Origin of the sequence: Falsirhodobacter sp. alg1 (genome assembly GCF_000739715.2) — a bacterium.
Lineage (GTDB): Bacteria > Pseudomonadota > Alphaproteobacteria > Rhodobacterales > Rhodobacteraceae > Falsirhodobacter.
The window spans coordinates 348,407-365,175 of record NZ_BBJC02000004.1; the positions used below are offsets into that span (position 1 = coordinate 348,407).

Annotated in this window: 18 protein-coding genes and 1 rRNA gene; 8 read left to right on the forward strand and 11 right to left on the reverse strand. The window is 60.9% G+C overall.

The window, feature by feature from the left end; all coding sequences use genetic code 11:
* Positions 1 to 102 precede the first annotated feature (102 nt).
* Positions 103 to 1,746: a DUF4153 domain-containing protein gene (locus TR36_RS10165; protein ID WP_192841342.1), complete on the forward strand. Its 1,644-nt coding sequence runs from the start codon at positions 103 to 105 to the stop codon at positions 1,744 to 1,746.
* A gap of 46 nt (positions 1,747 to 1,792) precedes the next feature.
* On the forward strand, positions 1,793 to 2,557 hold the full coding sequence (locus TR36_RS10170) for an EcsC family protein (protein ID WP_045391081.1): 765 nt from the start codon (positions 1,793 to 1,795) through the stop codon (positions 2,555 to 2,557).
* Here TR36_RS10170 and TR36_RS10175 read toward each other — a convergent pair.
* From TR36_RS10175 to pyrC, 3 genes are all read right to left on the reverse strand, one after another.
* Positions 2,554 to 4,035, reverse strand: a complete 1,482-nt coding sequence (locus tag TR36_RS10175; RefSeq protein ID WP_045391078.1) for a replicative DNA helicase — start codon at positions 4,033 to 4,035, stop codon at positions 2,554 to 2,556. The genes TR36_RS10170 and TR36_RS10175 overlap by 4 nt on opposite strands.
* Positions 4,036 to 4,119: 84 nt before the next feature.
* A complete protein-coding gene (locus tag TR36_RS10180; protein WP_045391075.1) occupies positions 4,120 to 4,797 on the reverse strand; it encodes an orotate phosphoribosyltransferase in 678 nt (225 codons plus the stop codon).
* Positions 4,794 to 5,828 (reverse strand): dihydroorotase, encoded by a 1,035-nt coding sequence (pyrC, locus tag TR36_RS10185; RefSeq protein WP_045391072.1) that lies wholly within the window; start codon positions 5,826 to 5,828, stop codon positions 4,794 to 4,796. The genes TR36_RS10180 and pyrC overlap by 4 nt, the downstream gene beginning before the upstream one ends.
* A 96-nt stretch (positions 5,829 to 5,924) precedes the next feature.
* On the opposite strand from pyrC, the gene TR36_RS10190 reads away from it, so the two are divergent.
* Positions 5,925 to 6,323 carry a lysozyme inhibitor LprI family protein gene (locus TR36_RS10190; RefSeq protein WP_045391069.1) on the forward strand — a complete coding sequence of 133 codons (399 nt, stop codon included), beginning with the start codon at positions 5,925 to 5,927 and terminating at the stop codon, positions 6,321 to 6,323.
* Between the two features lie 54 nt (positions 6,324 to 6,377).
* On the opposite strand, the gene infC is transcribed toward TR36_RS10190, so the two are convergent.
* Entirely contained in the window at positions 6,378 to 6,926 is a 549-nt protein-coding gene (infC, locus tag TR36_RS10195; RefSeq protein ID WP_082714918.1) for a translation initiation factor IF-3, read from the reverse strand.
* Positions 6,927 to 7,094: 168 nt separating this feature from the next.
* Between infC and TR36_RS15775 the strand changes: the two genes are divergently transcribed.
* Positions 7,095 to 7,688 (forward strand): hypothetical protein, encoded by a 594-nt coding sequence (locus TR36_RS15775; protein ID WP_045391066.1) that lies wholly within the window; start codon positions 7,095 to 7,097, stop codon positions 7,686 to 7,688.
* A gap of 17 nt (positions 7,689 to 7,705) precedes the next feature.
* Here TR36_RS15775 and TR36_RS10205 read toward each other — a convergent pair whose 3' ends face one another.
* Genes TR36_RS10205 through cobA form a run of 6 tightly spaced genes read right to left on the reverse strand, consistent with a single transcriptional unit; the run spans position 7,706 to position 12,491 of the window.
* On the reverse strand, positions 7,706 to 8,539 hold the full coding sequence (locus TR36_RS10205; RefSeq protein ID WP_192841343.1) for a ferredoxin--NADP reductase: 834 nt from the start codon (positions 8,537 to 8,539) through the stop codon (positions 7,706 to 7,708).
* A 47-nt stretch (positions 8,540 to 8,586) separates the two neighbouring features.
* On the reverse strand, positions 8,587 to 8,991 hold the full coding sequence (locus tag TR36_RS10210; protein ID WP_045391063.1) for a DUF934 domain-containing protein: 405 nt from the start codon (positions 8,989 to 8,991) through the stop codon (positions 8,587 to 8,589).
* Positions 8,988 to 9,728, reverse strand: a complete 741-nt coding sequence (locus tag TR36_RS10215; RefSeq protein ID WP_045391060.1) for a phosphoadenylyl-sulfate reductase — start codon at positions 9,726 to 9,728, stop codon at positions 8,988 to 8,990. The genes TR36_RS10210 and TR36_RS10215 overlap by 4 nt, the downstream gene beginning before the upstream one ends.
* Positions 9,718 to 11,388 carry a nitrite/sulfite reductase gene (locus TR36_RS10220; protein ID WP_045391057.1) on the reverse strand — a complete coding sequence of 557 codons (1,671 nt, stop codon included), beginning with the start codon at positions 11,386 to 11,388 and terminating at the stop codon, positions 9,718 to 9,720. Before TR36_RS10220 ends, TR36_RS10215 begins: the two co-directional genes overlap by 11 nt.
* 24 nt (positions 11,389 to 11,412) lie before the next feature.
* Positions 11,413 to 11,730, reverse strand: a complete 318-nt coding sequence (locus TR36_RS10225) for a DUF2849 domain-containing protein (protein WP_062763149.1) — start codon at positions 11,728 to 11,730, stop codon at positions 11,413 to 11,415.
* Positions 11,727 to 12,491: a uroporphyrinogen-III C-methyltransferase gene (cobA, locus tag TR36_RS10230; RefSeq protein WP_045391051.1), complete on the reverse strand. Its 765-nt coding sequence runs from the start codon at positions 12,489 to 12,491 to the stop codon at positions 11,727 to 11,729. The genes TR36_RS10225 and cobA overlap by 4 nt, the downstream gene beginning before the upstream one ends.
* A gap of 148 nt (positions 12,492 to 12,639) precedes the next feature.
* Between cobA and TR36_RS10235 the strand changes: the two genes are divergently transcribed.
* Genes TR36_RS10235 through TR36_RS10245 form a run of 3 tightly spaced genes read left to right on the forward strand, consistent with a single transcriptional unit; the run spans position 12,640 to position 15,790 of the window.
* Positions 12,640 to 13,116, forward strand: a complete 477-nt coding sequence (locus TR36_RS10235) for an Lrp/AsnC family transcriptional regulator (RefSeq protein WP_045391048.1) — start codon at positions 12,640 to 12,642, stop codon at positions 13,114 to 13,116.
* 50 nt (positions 13,117 to 13,166) lie between these two features.
* Positions 13,167 to 14,321 carry a heme A synthase gene (gene ctaA / locus TR36_RS10240; protein WP_237763552.1) on the forward strand — a complete coding sequence of 385 codons (1,155 nt, stop codon included), beginning with the start codon at positions 13,167 to 13,169 and terminating at the stop codon, positions 14,319 to 14,321.
* The gene (locus TR36_RS10245; protein ID WP_062763151.1) at positions 14,318 to 15,790 is read left to right on the forward strand and encodes a carboxypeptidase M32; all 1,473 of its coding nucleotides are present in this window, start codon (positions 14,318 to 14,320) and stop codon (positions 15,788 to 15,790) included. The genes ctaA and TR36_RS10245 overlap by 4 nt, the downstream gene beginning before the upstream one ends.
* On the opposite strand, the gene TR36_RS10250 is transcribed toward TR36_RS10245, so the two are convergent.
* Complete coding sequence (locus TR36_RS10250) at positions 15,791 to 16,135, reverse strand: polymer-forming cytoskeletal protein (protein WP_045391039.1); 345 nt, start codon at positions 16,133 to 16,135, stop codon at positions 15,791 to 15,793.
* Positions 16,136 to 16,670: 535 nt separating this feature from the next.
* Between TR36_RS10250 and TR36_RS10255 the strand changes: the two genes are divergently transcribed.
* Positions 16,671 to 16,769: ribosomal RNA gene (locus TR36_RS10255) — 16S ribosomal RNA — on the forward strand; the annotation flags it as partial.

Genomic DNA, 16,769 nt, shown 5'->3' on the forward strand with positions numbered 1-16,769 from the left:
AGGCTCCGGGAGTTTTGGTCGACTTGGGGTTTAACGCGCAAGGGGCCGCTTCGCAAGCGGCAGGGGCTTGTGAGCGGCTGGACCATCGCGCAAAATATACGGATGATAAAAGATAGCACGCAATGGCGCGTCGTGATGGCGCTGATCGGGGCTCTGGCTGGCCTTGGGGTCAAGCTTCTGATGGGGCTGTCCAGCAGCGATGTGCTTCCCGACAGGGTGTATCTGGCGCTCGTGGCCTTCATGCCGGCCTTCTTTGTGGCCCTTTTCATGATGGCCGGTCCGATGTCGTTGCGCCGCGCCGCGATGGAGGCGGGGGGCGTTGCGGCAATCGCCACCGCATTCCTCAGCCTTGCCGCGCTGCGCTTTCAGTCGGTTGCCGATATGCCCGGCCCGCAATCATTGATGTTTGCCTATATGCTTCTGGTGCTGCTGCCCCTGCCGTTCCGGTTGGCGGCATCGGGGGCGGGATGGCGGGATTATGGCGCGCTGTTTCTCCATGCATGGGGCATCGTAACGCGTGGCCTGACGGCATTGGCGTTTTCGGCGGTGTTCTGGCTTGTCCTGACGCTGTCGCACGCTTTGCTCCGGCTCGTCGGCATCACGTTCATTGAGGATATTTTCAACACTCCCGCAATATCGCTGACCCTGACGGGGGCTGTCGTGGGTCTTGGGGTGGCCATTGCGAATGAGGCTTCTGACATCATCTCGCCGCGGGTGATGCTGCGGTTCTTGCGGCTTCTTTGCCCTGTCCTGCTAGTTGTTCTGACGGTGTTCATCCTGGCACTGCCCACGCAGGGCCTGTCAGAGGTTTTCGGCAGTTTTTCGGCGGCCACGGTCCTGCTGGTCGTCTCGGTGGCTGCGGCCACCCTCATAACCGTTGCGCTTGACGCGGATGAGGAGGAGGCCGCCCGCTTGCCATGGGTGACGCTGTCGGCGCGGGCCATATCGGTGATCATGCCGGTTCCTGCAGGGCTGGCGGTGTGGGCGGTCGTGGTACGCGTTTCGGATTATGGTTGGACCCCGTCCCGGGCTGCGGCAATGCTGGCAAGTGGTATCGCGCTGATCTATGCCGTGACCTATCTTCTGTCGGTCCTGTGGGGCAGGGGATGGCAGACGCGTATCCGGCAGGGCAACATATGGCTGGCGCTTCTGGTCATTTCCGCAGCCGCGCTGTGGCAGACCCCCTTGATGGATGTGCAGGCGCTGTCGGCGCGAAGCCAAGAGGCCCGGATCAAATCCAGCGAAATCAGCGAACCGTACCGCGTCCGTTTCGAGGATTGGGGCAAAGCCGGTCATGCCGCAAAAGAGCGTCTGAGCGAACTGGCCCTGCTGCCTGCGCCCCCATTGGCGCGACCGCTGCAGGAAACGCTTCAGATCCGCCCCGCCGAAGCGGAGGAGGTGCGGGACAAGTTTATTGCCGGCCTGCGCCCCCAGATGCGCACGCTATGGCGTGAAGGATGCAATCACACCCTGTCCGACCAAAGACCGGCCTGTGTTCTGGTGGTGGGAGATTTCATGCCCGATGTGGAGGCACCGCAGGCACTTTTCCTCAGCGAACATGAGGGACAGGCCATGGCATATGGCGTCATGCTGGAAAAGGGAGAGGTTACGCCCCTGAGCATGGATTCCGCTTATTCCATCAGTGCCGGGGATGTGGCCTATATTCTGGACCATGGGGCGGTCTTTGCCCCTGTGCGCAGGAATGCGCTGCTGTTCGAGGATCATTCGGTTACCCTGCACAAGTGACTTGTTTGCGCGCCTGCACCCCCTAAGTTTCAGGGTGGAGGTGCCCATGTCGCAAATACCCGAACTGTCGCCACTATCCCCCTCGACTGAGGCCGAGATCGCTGCCTTTGCCCGTCGTGCCGAACGGGCGGGTGGTCCGTTGATGAAGGTTGTGTCCCTTGCCGGTAACCAGGCCGAGGGCCTGATGTCGCGTATTCCTGCGCCGCTACGTGACCGGATAGAGGAGGCAACGGCCTTTGGTCTGCGCCAATGTTATGGCGTGGCATCGGCAGCACGGAAATCCCGCCTGCCGCAGGCGGGGCGTCACGGCCATCGGCTGGCTGCGGTCGTCTCGGGCGGACTGGGGGGCATGGCGGGGCTGGGATCGGCCGTAGTCGAATTGCCGGCGACCGTCTCGATCTTTTTCGGGGCCATCCAGAAGGTGGCTGAAAGTTACGGATTTGACCCCAAGGACGAGGCGATCCGTCTGGAATGCCTGCGTGTCTTCGGGTCCGGTACACCATTGTCCGATGATGACGGGGTGAATACCGCATTTCTGGCATCGCGGATCGCCCTGCGCGGGGCGGGCGCACAGGCATTGATCGCATCTGTCGCACCACGATTTGCACTGGTGCTGGGGCAGAAACTGGCGGCACAGACAGTGCCTGTTCTGGGGGCCGTAACTGGGGCGACGGTCAATCTGGCCTTCATCACCTATTATCAGGAGCTGGCCCACGTCCGCTTTGGCCTGCTGAAGTTGGCGCAGGAACATCCCGACGGCGAGGTGATGCAATCATTCCGCGCCGCCAGTGCAAGACCGGTGCGGCGTTAAAAGTCGCCGCCACCCTGCTGCCAAGGCTTCACAAGGTTTCCGAACCGTGTGAAGCGACCTTCGAACGACAGCTCCACGGTGCCGATCGGTCCGTGGCGCTGCTTGCCGATGATGCATTCGGCCTTGCCATGGACCTGCTCCATGATCTGCTGCCATTTCGCCATGGCCTCCAGATCATGGTCGCCCGGTTTTTCCCGCTCCTTGTAGTATTCATCACGGTACACGAACATCACCACATCGGCGTCCTGTTCGATGGAGCCGGATTCGCGCAGATCCGAAAGCTGCGGACGTTTGTCTTCCCGGCTTTCGACCTGACGGGACAATTGTGATAGGGCGATGACGGGAATGTTCAATTCCTTGGCGATCGCCTTTAGGCCCTGCGTGATTTCCGAGACTTCCTGAACACGGCTTTCCTTTGACGACCCCTTCAGCAACTGAAGATAGTCGATGATCAGCACATCTAGGCCATGTGTCCGCTTCAGGCGGCGGCACCGCGCGGCAACCTGCGAGATGGGTAGGGCAGGGGTGTCGTCGATATAAAGCGGGCAGGCTTCCAGCGCCTTTGCCGCTTCGACAAAACGGCGGAATTCCCCCTCGGTCATATCCCCCCGACGGATCTGTTCGGACGGCACCTCGGATGCTTCGGACAGGATACGAGCGGCCAGCTGTTCTGCCGACATCTCGAGGCTGAAGAACCCGACGACCCCGCCTTCGACAGGGCCCTCGATGCCTTCATGCGTTATCCCGCGCTTGTAGGCCTTGGCCACGTTGAAGGCGATGTTCGTGGCAAGCGACGTTTTCCCCATGGATGGACGGCCAGCCAGGATCAGAAGGTCGGAAGGGTGCAATCCGCCCAGCTTCTTGTCCAGATCGATCAACCCGGTCGAGATACCCGCCAGGCCCCCATCGCGCTGATAGGCGGCATTGGCCACGTTCACCGCATCGGTCACGGCCTTCAGGAAGGATTGGAAGCCCCGTTCGGCAACGCCCTGTTCGCCCAGTTTGTACAGGCGCTGTTCCGCCTCGATGATCTGCTCTTTCGGTTCGGAGGCGACATCGACCTTGGCCGCGCGGGCCGCAATGTCCCGCCCGAGGCCGATCAGTTCACGACGGACAGCCAGATCGTAGATCATCTGGGCATAATCCCGCGCCGCAAAGGCCGAGATCGCAGCCCCGGCCAGCCGCGCCAGATAGGCGGGCCCGCCCAGTTCGCGCAGACCCGGATCATCTTCGAGAAATGCCTTCAGCGTAACAGGCGAGGCCAGTGCGTTCTTCTGGATGCGGGCAGATGCAACCTCGAAGATACGGGCGTGCACGGGATCATAGAAATGATCCGCCTTGCAGAGCGAACTGATCCGGTCATAGACGTCGTTATTCGTCAGGATTGCGCCCAGAAGCTGTTGTTCCGCTTCGATGTTATGCGGCATCGTCTCGCCGTCATCGGGGCTGTTGGGGCGGAATTGAGTGATCTCGTTCATGGGCCATCGCGCTTTCGGGTAAGCGTGGACCATAACGCGAAGCGGGGGGGCGGCGCAAAGGGTAATGCGCCGCCCGTGCGGGGATCAGCCTTTGCGGGCGTCTTGCCATGCGCGCGGAGAGCGCAGGAAGCTTTCAACCTCGACAAGGGTTGCCTCGTCAAAGGCTTCGCTTTCCCGCGCCTCGGCCAGAACGTCCCACCATGTGCACAGGTGGTGAAGCGAGACGCCGTGATCGGCCAGCCGCTGGGTCGTGTCAGGGAAGATGCCGTAATAGAAGATGACAGCCGTATGGGCGCAGGTGGCCCCCGTTTCCCGAATCGCATCCACGAACGAAAGCTTGGAGCCGCCGTCGGTGGTCAGATCCTCGACCAGCAGGACGCGCTGCCCTTCGGTCATCACACCCTCGATGCGCGCATTGCGGCCGTAGCCCTTGGGCTTCTTGCGGACATAGGTCATCGGCAGGGCCATACGCTCTGCCACCAGGGCCGAAAACGGGATGCCCGCTGTTTCTCCGCCTGCGATATTGTCGAAGGCCTCGAACCCGGCGTCACGCATTACCGTGACGGTCAGGAAATCCATCAGCGTGCTGCGGATGCGTGGATAGGAGATCAGCTTGCGGCAATCGATATACGTGGGGGACGGCAGCCCCGAAGCCAGCGTGAACGGCGTTTCCGCGTTGAAATGCACGGCCTTGATTTCCAGGAGCATGCGCGCCGTCAGGCGGGCAATTTCTTCGCGCGGGGGAAAGGATGTTGGGATCATTTGACGGTCCAGTGCAGGGGGAAGCCGGGGTCGAACACGGTGACATGGCCCTCGCCAATGTCGATTTTCGAAGGGTAGGTGACGGGTGCCCCCTTTGTCAGGGTTATCGTGTCCCCATTCACCGGAAGGCGGTAGAATGCAGGCCCGTGCAGGGAGGTGAACCCCTCCAGCCGGTCCAGCGCGTTGTCCTGCTCGAAGACTTCGGCAAGGATGGACATCGTGTTGGTCGCGGTGAAACAGCCGGCACATCCGCAGGCATGTTCCTTGAGCGCATCGGTATGCGGGGCGGAATCCGTCCCGAGGAAGAAGCGGGTATCCCCCGACGTGGCTGCCTTGCGCAGGGCCAGACGATGCTCTTCGCGCTTGGCGACAGGCAGGCAGTAGTAATGCGGTTTGATACCCCCGACGAGGATATGGTTCCGGTTGATGACCAGATGGTGTGTCGTGATCGTGGCGGCCAGATCATCCGCCGAACGGGCATAGGCCACGCCATCGGCGGTGGTGATATGCTCCATGACCACGCGCAACCCGGGGGTGGCGCGACGCAGCGGGTCCAGCACCGTATCGATGAAGACGGCTTCCCGATCGAAGATGTCCACTTCGGGTGTTGTCACCTCGCCGTGGATGCACAGGGGCAGGCCCAGTTCCGCCATCACCTCCAGCACGCCGCGCACCTTGTCCATGTCGCGCACGCCGCCGTGCGAATTGGTCGTGGCCCCGGCGGGATAGAGCTTCACCGCGCGGATCAGCCCGCTTTCGGCCGCAGCGCGCACATCCGCCGGATCCGTATGTTCCGTCAGGTACAGCGTCATCAGCGGCTCGAATGCCATACCGTCGGGCAGGGCGGCCATGATTCTGTCGCGATAGGCGACAGCATCGGCCGCGGTGACCACCGGCGGAACAAGGTTGGGCATGATGATCGCCCGCGCGAAATGGCGGGCAGTCTCGGGGAGTACGGCCCTCAGCATTGCGCCATCGCGCAAGTGCAGGTGCCAGTCATCGGGGCGACGAAGCGTGAGCGTTTGGGTCATGCCATCGCGCGTAGCGGATCGCTGCCACTTTTTCCAGCCCGACTTGTCTGTCCCGTGACATCCCCGTAATTTTACGCCGAATGTGGAGTGACGTTGATGATCTTTCGGGCAGCCGTGGCAATCCTATGCCTTTCAGGACCGGCACTGGCCGGAGAGGCCTGTCGCGGCAGCTCCACACAAACCGAAATGAATGCCTGCGCGGCGACAATAGAGGATGTGGCGGATCAGGCGCTGAATGATGCCTATGAAAACGCGATGGCGCGGATGGCCAAAATCGATTCCGCCCTGCCCACCGAAAGCCGCGGCGCGGCGGATGCCTTACGCACGGCGCAGCGGGCATGGCTGATCGTGCGAGACCAGGGTTGCGCTGCAGAAGCCTGGCCCTATGCGGGGGGTACCATGCAGCGACTGGTGGAAATGTCATGTCGTGCCGCGGCAACCGAGGCACGGACCGACATCCTTCTCCAGATGGCCACCAGTATCGACAGCCCCTAAATCAGAACAGCGCAGGAAATCCTGCGCTGTTCGGTTACTCTGCGAAGCGGTGGCTTACTTCGACGGGCCGATCATCATGACCATCTGGCGGCCTTCGAGTTTCGGCATCGATTCAACCTTGCCGGCCTCTTCGGCGGAAACGTCGGCCGCAACACGGTTCAGCAGTTCAAGACCAAGCTGTTGGTGGGCCATTTCGCGGCCACGGAAGCGCAGGGTCACCTTGACCTTGTCGCCCTCACCCAGGAACCGCAGAACGGACCGCATCTTGACGTCATAGTCATGCGTGTCGGTACCGGGACGGAACTTGACTTCCTTGATCTCGATGATGTGCTGCTTCTTGCGGGCCTCAGCCTCGCGCTTCTGCTGCTCATACTTGAATTTGCCGAAATCCATGATCTTGCAGACCGGGGGTTCCGCGTTCGGCGAAATCTCTACCAGATCCAATCCTGCTTCGGCGGCCATGGCCATTGCACGGGCTGGCGTGACAACGCCGACATTTTCGCCGTCTGCACCAATCAGGCGGATTTCCGGTGAACGGATCCGGTCATTGGTGCGGGGTCCGGTATCGCGTTGCGGCGGGGCGTTATGGGGTCTGCGGGCTATGGTCTGCGTCCTTCGGCCATTGAATATTTGAACAAGAAACTAGGCTTCTCGCGCTGCCTTTTCAACCCGAATCGCACGTGGCGGTGCGGGAAGGGAACGGTTAGTGAGGGAAAGCGTTGAATTGCCGGAATGTGAACCGCGAAACGCGGTATGAGGAGATAGACACAAATGCTGAAATCCATCTTGGCTGTTGCGGTGGCTGCCCTGCTTGCCGCCGGTGCCTATTACCAATTCGTTTATCTTCCTGCAGAAGAAGACGCCCGCGCCGCTGCGGCAAAAGCGATCGATGCACAGGCTTCTCAGGAAGAGGCCGAGGATGCCGCCGCCGCTGCGCAGACGGCGGCAGAGAATGCTGCCGACGGAAATGCATCCACCGCTGCAGCGAATGCCTCGGCTGCGGCCGATGCCGCCGTTGCTGCCGCCTCGGATGCCGAGGCCGATGCTGCGGCCGCCCTGGAGAAAGCAGCGGAATCGGACCGGGCGCAGGATGCCGCGGATACGGCCGCCGCCGCCGCCACGCGCGCGCAGCAGGCCGCAACCCTTGCCAGCCAGGCTGCAACGCAGGCGATTTCAGAGCTTTCGCCCAGTGATCTGTTCACAGTGGAGAACTATGATGCCGCACAGGCCCGCGATTACATCGACAGCCGGGATATTCCCGATGCGGTAAAAGAGACGCTGAAGCGCGCGCTTGCCGCAGCCGAGCAGACGCCCGAAACGCTGGAGCAGGCATTGACAGCCGCCCGCAGCGCCTTGGGGCTATAAGAAACAGGGGGGGCGTTTTAAACGCCCTCACCTACGAATGCTTTTTCAACGACATATTCGCGGGGTTCGGAGTTGGCACCTTCGTTCAGGCCGAACCCTTCAAGAACTTTCATGACATCCTGATTGAAGGCAAGACTGCCGCACACCATCGCGCGGTCGGTTGCCGGATCCATCGGTTCCAGACCCAGATCGGTGAACACCTTGCCCGAGGTCAGGTTATCGGTGATCCGGCCCATGAAAGGCGAATCTTCGCGGGTCGTGGTTGGATAGTAGCGCAGTTTTCCCGCAACCATCTCGCCGATCAGCTCGTCTTTTTCCAGCGCTTCGACCAGTTCGCGGCCATAAGTCAGCTCCTCTGCCGTGCGGCAGGTGTGCATCATGATGACCTCGTCGAACTTTTCGTAGGTTTCCGGGTCGCGCATCAGGCTAGCGAAGGGGGCGAGCCCGGTTCCGGTGGCAAGGAACCATACGCGTTTGCCGGGGATCAGCGCATCATGAACCAGGGTGCCGACCGGTTTGGGGCGCAGGATGATCTGGTCACCAACCTGGATATTCTGCAGGCGCGACGTCAGTGGACCATCCGGCACCTTGATCGAATAGAATTCAAGCTCCTCGTCCCAATTCGGGGAAGCGATGGAATAGGCGCGCATGATCGGCTTGCCGTTATCCCCCGGCAGGCCGATCATCACGAATTCGCCCGAGCGGAAGCGCAATGATGCGGGCCGCGTGACGCGGAACGAAAACAGCGAATCTGTCCAGTGGCGCACCGAAGTTACGGTTTGCGCGTTCGGATCTGGTTTGGCAGGGCTTTGGTCGGTAACGGGGTTCACGGTCATTGCGGTCTCTGTCATTGGGTGTCCTTTTTCTAGGGTATCGCGCGTGCGGGCGTAACCCCGGCTCAGGATCGAAGGCGGGCCTGATAGTTGTGTTCACGCCAATCGGCCCGGAACAGCCATTGGTCCTCGGGTTGGCGGGCAGCCAGATCGTCGTTGATTTCCACCTCGTCGAAACCGACGCGGCGGGCCATGCCGTATTGATCCGACAGCACATGGCCGAAGGCACGCAGGCGCCCTTGATATCCCAAGCGGCGCAAACGGGCGGCCACGGTATAGCCGCGGCCGTCAGCCGAAGAGGGGAATGCGACACGAATCATCGGCACATCCGCCAGCCGGTCCGCCCAAAGGGCCGGATCGTCGGTATTGGCCATATCTAGTGCGGCCCCCGCCACCCATTCATCGGGAGAGGCGATGACACCGTTGAAATCGTCCGGGCCGAAGCCCTGATCAGTTACAATAACGCTCATGCAGCGTCCTCCGTTTTGATGCGAACGGGTTTTCCATTGATGAAATGGATGCCGCATTCGGTTTTGTTGCTGCCACGCCAGCGTCCGGCGCGGGGATCCTCACCGGGGGCGACGGGGCTGGTGCAGGGGGCGCATCCGATGGACGGATACCCCTGCGCCACCAGCGGATGGCGGGGCAGGCGGTTGTTCACCATGTAATCCGCAATATCCTCGCGTCCCCACATTGCCAGCGGGTTGATCTTCATGCGGTGGTCGGTATCCGGTTCAAAGAATTCCAAGGCGGCGCGGGTGCCGGATTGAAAGCGTTTGCGCCCGGTGATCCACGCATCATAACCGGAAAGCGCCGCCTCCAGCGGAACTGTCTTCCGCAGGGCGCAGCAGGAATCCGTGCTGAACTGGTGCAATGTACCGTCCGGGTCATCGAACTCCACCGCAGCCTGATCGGCGCGGATGGTGATGATGTTCGTCAGGCCCAGCTTGTCTGCAACCTCGGCCTGATAGGCCAGTGTTTCCGGAAACAGCATCTGCGTGTCGATGAACAGAACCGGAAGGTTCGGGGCAAGAACCGATACCATATGCAGCAGCACCACCGATTCCGCCCCGAAGGACGAAACCAGTGCCGTTCTGCCGACATCGCGATCGCGCAATGCCAGTTCCATCACCGACGTGGCTGAATGGTGGCGGTAGCGGTTGTTCAGATGTGCGGCGCGCGTTGCAATTGGTGTGTCATTTAGCATCCTGCGCCCCTTCCGCCGGATAAAGGGCGGCTTTGAACGGAGGCAGGCCCAGACGACGGTAGGTTTGCAGGAAGGTTTCCGTTTCCTCGGTCCGCAGGGACAGATAGGCCTGAACCAGACGTTCGATGGCGGGCACGATCTCGTCATAGGCAAAGCCGGGGCCTGCCCGTTCGCCGATCACGGCCGTTTCCGTGCCGTCACCGCCAAGCGTGATCTGGTAATTTTCCACACCGGCCCGATCGAGGCCCAGGATGCCGATATGCCCCACATGGTGGTGGCCACAGGCATTGATGCAGCCTGAAATCTTGAGCTTCAGCGGCCCGATCTCATGCTCCAGCTTCAACTCGTCAAAGCGCAGTGCGATATCCTGCGCCACGGGAATGGAGCGGGCCGTGGCCAGGGCGCAATAATCCATTCCGGGGCAGGCGATGATATCGGAAATGAGACCGACGTTCGCCGTGCCCAGCCCGGCAGCCGACAAAGCTGCATGAAGCGCAGGAAGATCCGATTTATGCACATGCGGCAGAATGACGTTCTGTTCGTGGCTGATGCGCAGTTCATCATGGCCCAGGCGGGCAGCGAGATCCGCCATCAGATCCATCTGGTCCGCCGTGGCATCGCCTGGGGTTTTCCCCTGCGCCTTCAGGCTGATGGTCACGATCGCATATTCGGAGTTGCGGTGCCGGGTCAGGTTCGTGTCGCACCATGCGCGATAAACCGGATCGGCGGCATAGAACTGGTCATGCGCATCGGTCGGTGCATTGCGGAATGCAGGTGGGGCAAAGGCTGCACGGATATCATCCAGCAGGACCTGGTCATGCCCGTGGAAATCCGGACGGATCTCAGCAAACCGCTCTTCGACCAGCCTGCGGATTTCCTCCAGCCCGGTTTCATGCACGGTGATCTTGATACGTGCCTTGTACTTGTTGTCGCGCCGGCCAAGGCGGTTGTAGACCGACAGGACAGCCTCGGTATAGGGCAGCAAATCGGCGACCGGCAGGAAATCCCGCACGACCTGTCCGATCATCGGGGTGCGGCCAAGGCCGCCGCCGACCATGACCTCGAACCCGATTTCGCCCTTGGCATTGCGCAGCATGCGCAGGCCGATGTCATGTGCCTTGGTGACGGCACGATCATTCGGGCTGCCAGTGATGGCAATCTTGAACTTGCGTGGCAGGAACTGGAATTCCGGGTGGTCCGTGGACCATTGGCGCAGCAGTTCGGCATAGGGGCGCGGATCCTCGATCTCATCCGCGGCGGCGCCTGCGAAATGGTCGGAGGTGACATTGCGCACACAGTTGCCCGATGTCTGGATCGCGTGCATCTCCACATCGGCCAGGGCCGAGAGGATTGCGGGCACATCCCCCAGAACGGGCCAGTTGTACTGGATGTTCTGGCGTGTGGTGAAATGGCCGTACCCCTTGTCCCACGTCCGGGCGATATGCGCCAGCTGGTGCATCTGGCGCGACGACAGCGTGCCATAGGGAATTGCGACCCGCAGCATATAGGCGTGCAGCTGCAGATACAGGCCGTTCATCAGGCGCAGCGGCTTGAATTCATCCTCGGTCAGGCTGCCGTCGATGCGGCGGGAAACCTGCTGGCTGAACTGTGCGACACGGCTGCGAACAAAAGCTTCGTCGAAATCTGAGTAGCTATACATTTGGCGTCCTCGATGTCGGAGGGATCAGGAACGGGGGCCGGGCAATTCGCCCACCTGCTTACCCATGGCGTAGTTTGATGGCCCGCGTGTGCGGAACACTTCGCGGAAGTGGACCGGCTCGGGGCCGTTTTCGCCAAGGCGCGCATCGGCAAGATATGCCCCCACGATGATGTTCTTCTGGCCTGCGCCTTCCAGCAGTCGAAGCTGGGCATGTGCCTCATCTTCGATCAGCTCTGCCTTGGCGTGGTCACGGGTCCATTCGTTGGTGGCCGTCAGATAGACCACGTCACCTACCAGCAGATCATTTGCCGTGACGACTTTCGGGGTAAATTTACGGCTCATGCGGTGGCCTCGTTCAATTCGTTCAATGCTTGGACGGCTGCACGCGGTGCAAGGCCGTAAAGAAGGATGGCAGGGCCGGAAAGCCCGGAGACCCGATCGCTGAGTGTGGACAGGGTCGCGCTGATGATCCGCTGGTCCGCGCGGGAGGCGTTTTCGACCAGTGTCACGGGGGTATCTGCAGCGGCTCCGTGCATCATCAAGCGGCCCTGGATGAAGCGGCTCGCTTTTTTCCCCATGTAGATCGCGGCAACCTCGCCGGTGCGGGCCAGAGTTGCCCAGTCCTGATCGGCAAAGCCATCCATGTCATGGCCCGTCAGGATCCGCAGGCCCTTGTTCCGGCCCCGGCGTGTCAGGCTTTGCCCGATGGCGGCCGCAGCCGCTGCGGCGGAAGTCAGGCCCGGCATGATCCGATAGGGGATGCCCTCTGCCTCCAGCGCCTCCAGCTCTTCGTCAAGACGGCCGAAGATACCGCAATCGCCACCTTTCAGCCGCACCACCCGCGCGCCCGTTCCGGCATGGCCGATAATCAATGCATGAATTGCCGCCTGGGGTGTGGAGGGGCCGAAACCCTCTTTGCCCGCATCCACGCGCAGGGTTCCTGCGGGGATGAGGTCCAAGACCTCGGGGCCTACAAGACGGTCATGTATGACCACGTCCGCCTGTTCGATGGCCCGCAGTACGCCGAGTGTCAGCATATCGGCCGCACCGGGGCCGGCACCGGCAAAGGTCACGGCATGGGTCTGTGCTGGTGTCGGCTTCATCTCTGCGCTCCGTCGTCGTGGCGTGGCTGTTGCCTCTCTATATAGGATATAATTCCCCCTGCGGGCTATATCCTCTTGCGGATAAGAACGGATGTTCGAATACAGGAACGAGAGGGAACGACGTTCCCGTAAACCGGATGGAGCGCGAATGGTAGCCCGATTGGATGAGATGGATCGGAAGATCCTTGCGGAACTGCAACTGGATGCCGCGCAATCACTTGATGAGATTGCCAGAAAGGTCGGCAGTTCGAAGACGCCGGTATGGAATCGCATCCGCCGGATGAAGGAAGCGGGTGTGATCCTGCGCCAGACGGCTCTGCTGGATGCCGAGGCACTGGGGCTGGAGGCGTGCTTTTTCGTGCTGATCCGGACATCGGAACATGAGGCAGAATGGCAGCGGCGTTTTCTGCACGCCCTGCACGAACGCCCGGAGGTGCTGGAGGCGCACCGGCTGGCGGGGGACATCGACTATATCCTGAAGGTGCGGGTTGAAAATGCGCGGGCCTATGACCGCTTTTACCAATCATTGATAACCGAGGTGAAAATCCACAATGTCACCGCGTTGTTATCGATGGAGGAGATCAAGCACACGACAGTGCTGCCGGTTGACCTTACCAGCCCTTGAAGGGGTAGGAGAGGGGCCCTAGTCTCCGCATCAAAACGAAAAGGGCCCTGATGATGGCGAAACGCAGCATATTCGAGGATGTGACCGAGGGCACGAGTACCGCCCCGCCTGTTCGGGGCGGCATCGACCGGCCTGCCGGGGCAAGGCGGGCCATCCGCGTCTGGCTGATCGCGATGTTCGTCATGGTGGCCGCCATGATCCTGATCGGTGGCCTGACCCGCCTGACGGATTCGGGCCTGTCGATCACCGAGTGGAAACCCGTGACGGGAATGATCCCACCATTGAACGGGGCGGACTGGCAGGCGGAATTCGATCTTTACCAGCAAAGCCCGCAATACCAGATTGCCAATGAAGGCATGACGATGTCGCAATTCCAGCAGATCTACTGGTGGGAATGGGGGCACCGGTTCCTTGGCCGGATGATCGGTTTTGTCTGGGCGATCGGTTTCGTCGGGTTCTGGCTGCTGGGAAAGATTCCACCGGGATGGAAGGGCCGCCTGCTGCTGATCGGTGGCCTTGGGGGCCTGCAGGGCGCAATCGGCTGGTGGATGGTCGCATCGGGGCTGGAAAGCGGCATGACCACGGTCGCAAGTTACCGTCTGGCCACGCATCTGGGCATCGCATTCATCATCTTCGGTTTCCTGACGTGGTATGCCTTGCAGATGGGGCGCACCGAGGGTGCGCTGCTGCAGGCCCGCCGGGTCCGCGAGGGTAAGCTGTTCGGCATGACCACGGGCCTGCTGCATCTGGCGTTCCTGCAGATCCTGTTGGGCGCATTGGTTGCGGGAATCGATGCGGGGCGCAGCTTTCCGACATGGCCGCTGATGAACGGGTCCTTCTTTCCGGCGGATGCCTTCTACGTGGCTGCAGTCGAGGGGAACTCGTGGCGCGCATTTTTCGAGAATCCGGGACTTGTCCAGTTCATTCACCGGATGACGGCCTATCTGCTGTTTGTCTATGGCATCGTCGTGTTTCTGCGGGGCCGCCGTTCGCCGCATAAGTCCACCCGCCGTGCCTATTACATGATGATGGGCATGCTGGTGGTTCAGGTCTTGCTGGGGATTACGGCTGCGGTAACCGCTGCTGCGCTGCATCCGGCAATCACCCACCAGCTGGGCGCGATTGTGCTTTGGGTACTGATCTTGCGGGCGCGCCATCTGGCGCAATATCCGATCACCACATCCATCCGGGGGGGCACCTTGTGACCGCATATGAAAATCTGATGGCGTTCCAGCGCCAGACCGAGGCGCTGTCGCAGGTTGCGGGCCGATTGGGTTGGGACCAGGAAACCATGATGCCGCGCGGGGCCGCCGAGCAACGTGGTGAGGAAATGGCCGCGATGGAGGGCGTTTTGCATGCGCGCCGCACCGACCCGCGGATCGCCGAATGGCTGGCCCGTGCCGAGCCTGCCGATGACGCTGCAGCGGCACAGCTGCGGCTGATCCGGCGCAGCTACGAGCGCAGCACCAAGGTTCCCGGCAGTCTGGCCGAGGAGCTGGCGCGGGTAACATCCGTCGCCCAGGGCATCTGGGCCGAGGCCCGGGCAAAGGATGACGTGTCGGCGTTTCTGCCGATCCTCTCGCGTGTCGTGCGTCTGCGGCGCGAAGAGGCGGCCGCATTGGCCGGGGGTGGGGATCTGTATGATGCCCTGATCAATGATTACGAGCCCGAAGCCACGGCAGATACCATCGGCGCCTTGTTCGACCGGATGCGGCCCAGGCTGGTCGCCCTGCGGGAAGCTATTCTGGGAGCCGATCATCAGCCCGCCCCGCTGGTCGGGCATTTCGGCAAGGAAGGGCAGATGCGCCTGGCCCGCGATCTGGCGCAGACCTTCGGTTATGATTTCACCCGGGGCCGTCTTGATCTGGCGGTTCACCCCTTCAGCTCCGGTTCCGGCAATGATGCGCGGATCACCACAAGGGTGGTGGAAAGCGATCCGTTCAATTGCATCTATTCCACCATTCACGAGGTGGGGCATGCGTGTTACGAATTGGGAATTGATTCCGACTACCTGCTGACCCCGGTAGGGGGCGGTGTGTCGATGGGCGTTCATGAAAGCCAGAGCCGGATCTACGAGAACCAGCTTGGCCGCAGCCGTGCGTTCACCGGCCATTTGTATGGCGAGATGACCGAACGCTTTGGCGATCTGGGTCTTGGCGGGGAAGAGGCATTCTTTGGCGCGGTGAATCGTGTGAATGCCGGCTTCATCCGGACCGAAGCGGATGAGGTGCATTACAACCTGCACATCATGATGCGTTTCGATCTGGAGCGGGAGTTGATCCGAGGCAGTCTGGATGTGGAAGATCTGGAGGAGGCGTGGAACGACCGCTTCCTGCGCGATTTCGGCGTGGCGGTGGATCGCCCTGCACATGGCCTGTTGCAGGATGTGCACTGGTCGATCGGGCTGTTCGGATATTTCCCGACATATACCCTTGGCAACGTATATGCCGGCTGTCTGAATCAGGCCATGCGTGAGGCTGTGCCGGATCTTGATGCACAGCTGGCGCAGGGGCGCACCGAAGAGGCCGTTGGCTGGCTGCGGGAAAACCTGCAGCGGCATGGCGGTTTGCGCGGGCCCCGCGACACGATCCGCCATGCGTGCGGATTCGAGCCGGATGCGGAGCCATTGCTTGGTTACCTCGAGGCGAAGTTCCGCGAGATATACCGTCTGTAATCAGCTTTTATCTTGCTTGAAGCGGCCCTGAATGGTGGCGCCGCTTTCGATGATCAGGTTGCGGTAGGTGATATCTGCCGCAACCGTACAATGACCGCGAAGTGTCAGTGTGGCACAGGAGATGCGGCCATCCAGACGGCCCTTCACTTCAACAGTCTCGGCCGAAACGGTGCCGTTCAGTGCGCCGTCCACACCGACCATGAGCGATTGTGCGGTGACAGTCCCCTCCACGATGCCCAGAATTTCCACGGCACCGTCCGAAGATACATCGCCCGTAATGCGAAGATCGGAGGACAAGACGGATTTGGCGGCAGAATTACGATTCGATTCGGCAGGAGTGGGCATGATCAGGGTCCTCTATCGGGTTGGCGGGATAGAATCCTGCATATGACATCTGGTCAAGGCGTCATTACGGGGTAGGGCGGGATTTGGCTGTGCCCTATAGTGTTTATAGTAAGATGGAAGAAACGGCATGTTTTGCGGTTTCTGACATAAAAACGACATCGCATGTCATTTTCTTCTTGCGTGTTTTGTTAGTTGGTCTTAGACACCGCCTTACCGAAACGGAGACGGATCGGGGCGGGCGGGAACGCTTGGGTGGATTAGGAAGCGGTTGGAAGCGCTGAGTTTAGCGTTTCCTGCAAATTTTTAGTCCCTGCTCTTTGACATTGATGTATATTCTGAAGGGATATGCGGGCGGTTTGGTTGCTTCGGCGTCTGGATGTTTGCATATTCTGGCTATCTAGCCTTTTGGCGATGATGATAGTTTAGCTTCACTGTCTTGTTGGTTTTTGACTAACGGACAGAAGGTTAACCTGGTTTTTATGACCAGGTTAGATGTGCGAAGGTTTCGACGTCAAGGATAGTCCTTCGGGACTTTCAACTTGAGAGTTTGATCCTGGCTCAGAACGAACGCTGGCGGCAGGCCTAACACATGCAAGTCGAGCGAAGTCTTCGGACTTAGCGGCGGACGGGTGAG